The following is a 4586-nucleotide window of genomic DNA, read 5'->3' as shown; positions in this document are numbered from 1 at the left end:
AAGCTGTTTTGGAATGAGAAAAGATCCGTTTCAGCAACGTAGAGAAGGGAACCTCGAGGAATTCAGCGAGTCGCCGGACGCGCCGTGCGATTGCGCTTAACGGCGGTTTTGCTGGCCGTCGACTTGCGCTTTTTCTTCCACGGCGCTGCGGCTTTGCCGGCAGGCGGCGGGCCGCTGATGGTCAGGCTGATGGCTGAGCAGCGGCTGACCTGCTTGCTCATCCACGCAGCCTGTTTGGTGACAAATTCTTCCAGACTCATCTCGCCGCTTTGCACCATGTCCAGCGCCTGTTCCCAGATCGCCGTAGTGCCAGGATCGGCGATCGCGCGCGGCACTGCATCGATCAGGCTGAACGCCGCAGGTGTCGCCGCCAATGCCTTGCCGTTCTTGACCAGATAACCACGATCAAGCAAACCCTGAATGATCGACGCACGGGTGGCTTCGGTGCCGATGCCGGTGGTGTCCTTGAGTTTCTGTTTGAGCAGCGGATCCTCGACCAGTTTGGCGACGTTCTTCATCGCCTTGATCAGATCGCCTTCGGTGTAGGGTTTTGGTGGCTGCGTCCACAGATCCTTGAGATTCACCTTCGCCACAGCGCATTCGACGCCCTGGCTCAGGGCCGGCAAGGTTTGCGGTGCTGGTGCTTCGCGGCCCTTGGCCGGTGCCAGTGCTTCGGGCAATGCGCGCTTCCAGCCTGGTTCGATGATCTGCTTGCCGACCGCGCGCAACGCCTGCCCGTTGCAATCGAAATCGGCCTGGGTGCGATCGTATTCGTGATTGGGCAGGAACTGCGCCAGGTAGCGCGCGCGAATCAGCGTGTACACCGCGCGATGCTTGCCGGTCAGGCGTTCGAGGTTCTTCGCGGCGATGGTGGGAATGATGCCGTGGTGAGCGCTGACCTTGGCGTCATTCCAGGCCCGCGAGCGCCGCTGCGGTTCGAGATGCCTCTGCAAAGGTTCAAGGCTCGGATCGGCCTGGCGCAACGCTGTGAGGATCGATGGCGCCTCACTGTGCTGGCTCAACGGCAGAAAGCCGCAATCACTGCGCGGATAGGTGATGACTTTGTAGGTTTCGTAAAGGGCCTGTGCGATGTCGAGGGTCTCCTGGGCGCCAAGGCCAAGCTTTTTCGAGCAGACTTCCTGCAAGGTGCCGAGATCGAAGGGCAGGGGCGCCACTTCGCGCATGCGCTCGGTTTTCAGCTTGATCACCCGTGCGCTGTCTGCACTGCTGATCGCCGCCGCTGTTTGTTGCGCCAACGCCTGATTCAGGCAGCGATCCTGATCATCACAAGCGTCCGCTGGTGCGCGCCATTGCGCGGTAAACGCCGTGCCGTTGTGCAGCAAATCCACGTCGATTGCCCAGAACGGTACGGGGACGAAATCGGCGATGCTGCGGTCGCGGTCGACCACCAGTCGCAGGGTCGGCGTCTGCACTCGGCCCACAGGCAGCACGCCCTGATAACCCGACTGCCGGCCCAGCAAGGTGAACAGTCGACTCATGTTCATGCCGATCAGCCAGTCCGCGCGTGAACGGCCCAGTGCCGAGTGATACAGGCTGAATGTTTCGGCTCCCGGTTTCAGCGCGGCCAAGGCCTTGCGAATCGATGCCTCGTCCAGCGCCGACAGCCACAAGCGGCGGATCGGCCCGCGATAGCGGCAGTGCTCGACCAGTTCCCGGGCGATCATCTCGCCCTCACGGTCGGCGTCGGTGGCGATGATCAGTTCGCTGGCCTCGCCAAGCAGACGCTTCACCGCTTTGTACTGGCTGGCGGTGCGCGGCTTGACGGTCATTTTCCATTTGTCGGGAATGATCGGCAGATCCGCCAGCACCCAGCGCTTGTAGCGCGCGTCGTAGGCATCCGGCGGTGCTGTTTCGAGCAAATGGCCGATGCACCAGGTCACTGTGACGTCCGTCCCCAACCAGCAGCCGTCGCCGCGACGCCTGGCGCCGAGCACGGCCGCAATGTCTTTGGCCTGGGAAGGTTTTTCACAGAGGTACAGCCGCATAGCTACCATCGCTGGTTGGTTTGTGGGAGCGCACAGGATGGCTGGAGTCTGCGGCGCGAGCAACTTTTATCTGTATGGATATACAGATAAAACCATTGCCAAAGGTTTTCGCCGTTCGGCTGCAATCTCAACCAGACCCGAGCCCATCAGCTATACCTGAACCGGTCTCTTCGCTGTGCTCAGGAGAACCTCATGAAAAGCCCCAGTCCCGTGATCAGCCTGGAACAACTTGCCGGCTGCCTGCTGGTGAAGTTCCACGGCATCCAGGTCGCCGCGTCCTCTCACGCGATGATCCTCAACGAAGCCAACTATCCGCCGGTGTACTACATCCCGCGCGAAGACATCGACGAAAAATACTTCGCCCGCACCGACCACACCAGCTATTGCCCGTACAAGGGCGACGCCAACTATTTCAGCCTGCAAGTGCCCGGACATGAGGGTGCCAACGCGGTGTGGACGTACGAAAACCCGAAGGTCTCCGTCGCACCGATCCGCGACTACGTGGCCTTTTATCCGGACCAGGTGAAATTCGAAGTGATCAAGGCGCACGCCTGAGCAAAAAAATGGCGAGAGAATCGCTTCCCTCGCCATTGTGTCAGCGGGTTTTTCAGTTCTTGTCGAGATCGATATTCTTCGTCTCACGCAGACAGATCATCCCCACCACCAGGCTCACCCCGGTGATCAGCACCGGATACCACAGCCCGTAGAAAATATCCCCGGTGTACACCACCAGCGCGAACGACACCGTCGGCAGGAAGCCGCCGAACCAGCCGTTGCCGATGTGGTAGGGCAGCGACATCGAGGTGTAGCGGATGCGCGTCGGGAACAGTTCGACCATCAGCGCCGCCAGCGGGCCGTAGCACATGGCGGAGATGATGATCAGCGCGACGATCAGGGCGACGATCATCGGTTTGTTGATCTGCTGCATATCGGCTTGTTGCGGGTAGCCGGCGAGGGTAATCGCGCCGCGCAGTGCCGCCTCATCGAAGCCATCCAGCTTCACGTCGCCGACACTCACTTGCACGGCGCTGCCCGCAGGCGCTGCGACGCTGGAGTAGGGCAGGCCTTGTTTGACCAGGAAGGTTTTGACCTTGTCGCACGGACTGTCGAATTTCGCCTTGCCCACCGGATCGAACTGGAAGGTGCAAGTGGCGGGGTCGGCGAGGACGGTGATCGGTGCCTGACGGCTGGCCTGATCGATCGCCGGGTTGGCGTAGTGGGCCAAGGACTTGAAGATCGGAAAGTACAGCGCGGTCGCCAGCAACAGACCGAGCATCAGTACCGGTTTACGCCCGACCTTGTCCGACAGCCAGCCGAAAAAGATAAAGAACGGCGCGCCGATCACCACGCTGATGATCAGCAGACTGTTGGCCACCGCCGGGTCCATTTTCAGGAACTGGGTGAGGAAGAACAGCACATAGAACTGCGCGGCGTAGAAGGTCACCGCTTGCCCGGCATTGATGCTGAACAGCGCAATCAGCACGACTTTGAGGTTTTCCCATTTGCCGAAGGATTCGCGGATCGGCGCCTTCGAGGTTTTGCCTTCTTCCTTCATTTTCAGGTAGGCCGGCGACTCGTGCAGGCTCAGGCGAATCCAGGTGGAAATGCCCAACAGCACGATCGACAGCAGGAACGGAATGCGCCAGCCCCAGACTTCAAACTGGTCGCCGGTGAAGTAGCGGCAGCCGAGCACCACCAGCAGCGACAACAGCAGGCCGAGGGTCGCGGTGGATTGAATCCAGCTGGTGTGGAAGCCGCGTTTGCCGATAGGCGCATGTTCGGCCACGTAGGTCGCCGCACCACCGTATTCGCCCCCAAGCGCCAGGCCCTGAAGCATGCGCAGCACCACCAGAATGATCGGCGCGGCGATGCCGATGCTGGCGTAGGTCGGCAGCAGGCCGACGCAGAACGTCGCCACGCCCATCAGAATGATCGTCGCCAGGAACGTGTACTTGCGCCCGATCATGTCGCCCAAACGGCCGAACACCAGCGCGCCGAATGGCCGCACGATGAAGCCGGCGGCGAATGCCATCAGGGCGAAGATGAACGCCGTGGTGTCGTTGACCCCGGCGAAAAACTGCTTGCTGATCACCGCCGCGAGAGCGCCGTAGAGGAAGAAGTCATACCACTCGAACACTGTCCCGAGTGATGAGGCGAAGATGACTTTCTGCGTTGCGTTGCTGGTCTCGGCGCTGCCCGCAGCGTCCAGCGGCTGAACGTGTTCTGACATATCGGTATCCCTCACAGTGATTGTTTTTGTTGTTCCACTGGTGTTGCGTGTCCGGTAATGCGCGATGCCTGAGTCTGGTGATGATGATTCCTGTGGGAGCGAGCCTGCTCGCGAAAGCTTTTTGCCAGTCAACTCCTAGGCTGAGTGAGCTACCGCATTCGCGAGCAGGCTCGCTCCCACATTTGTACTGTGTACAGGTCCAGCCAGTATCAGTTGTGCCGCCTTCTCGGCAATCATCAGCGTAGGCGAACAGGTGTTGCCCGAGGTAATTCTCGGCATGATCGACGCATCGGCGACGCGCAGACCCGGCACGCCATGCACGCGCAATTGCGCATCGACCACTGCGTCAC

At 60.6% G+C, this 4586-nt stretch carries 4 protein-coding genes; 1 reads left to right on the top strand and 3 read right to left on the bottom strand.

What is annotated here, in order from left to right; genetic code table 11:
- Nucleotides 1–62 precede the first annotated feature (62 nt).
- The gene (locus tag D6877_RS04860) at nt 63–2006 is read right to left on the bottom strand and encodes a DNA topoisomerase III (RefSeq protein ID WP_130910036.1); all 1944 of its coding nucleotides are present in this window, start codon (nt 2004–2006) and stop codon (nt 63–65) included.
- 192 nt (nt 2007–2198) lie between these two features.
- Between D6877_RS04860 and D6877_RS04855 the strand changes: the two genes are divergently transcribed.
- Nucleotides 2199–2561, top strand: coding sequence for a DUF427 domain-containing protein (locus D6877_RS04855; protein WP_130910035.1), 363 nt, complete (start codon nt 2199–2201; stop codon nt 2559–2561).
- A gap of 52 nt (nt 2562–2613) precedes the next feature.
- On the opposite strand, the gene D6877_RS04850 is transcribed toward D6877_RS04855, so the two are convergent.
- Nucleotides 2614–4236: an MFS transporter gene (locus D6877_RS04850; protein ID WP_024013261.1), complete on the bottom strand. Its 1623-nt coding sequence runs from the start codon at nt 4234–4236 to the stop codon at nt 2614–2616.
- 135 nt (nt 4237–4371) lie between these two features.
- The coding region (locus D6877_RS04845) for a GMC oxidoreductase (RefSeq protein WP_241662850.1) at nt 4372–4586 on the bottom strand (215 nt) is incomplete at its 5' end.

The sequence above is a fragment of the Pseudomonas sp. Sample_9 genome (assembly GCF_004307535.1).
GTDB classification, from domain to species: domain Bacteria; phylum Pseudomonadota; class Gammaproteobacteria; order Pseudomonadales; family Pseudomonadaceae; genus Aquipseudomonas; species Aquipseudomonas mercuritolerans.
The sequence above is the reverse complement of the archived record's forward strand: the minus strand, read 5'-3'. Positions and strand labels throughout refer to the sequence as shown.

Bases quoted from the DNA above. Each gene is read 5' to 3' on its own strand.
- D6877_RS04860 (WP_130910036.1), bottom strand. From the start codon at position 2,006: ATGCGGCTGTACCTCTGTGAAAAACCTTCCCAGGCCAAAGACATTGCG.
- D6877_RS04855 (WP_130910035.1), top strand. From the start codon at position 2,199: ATGAAAAGCCCCAGTCCCGTGATCAGCCTGGAACAACTTGCCGGCTGC.
- D6877_RS04850 (WP_024013261.1), bottom strand. From the start codon at position 4,236: ATGTCAGAACACGTTCAGCCGCTGGACGCTGCGGGCAGCGCCGAGACC.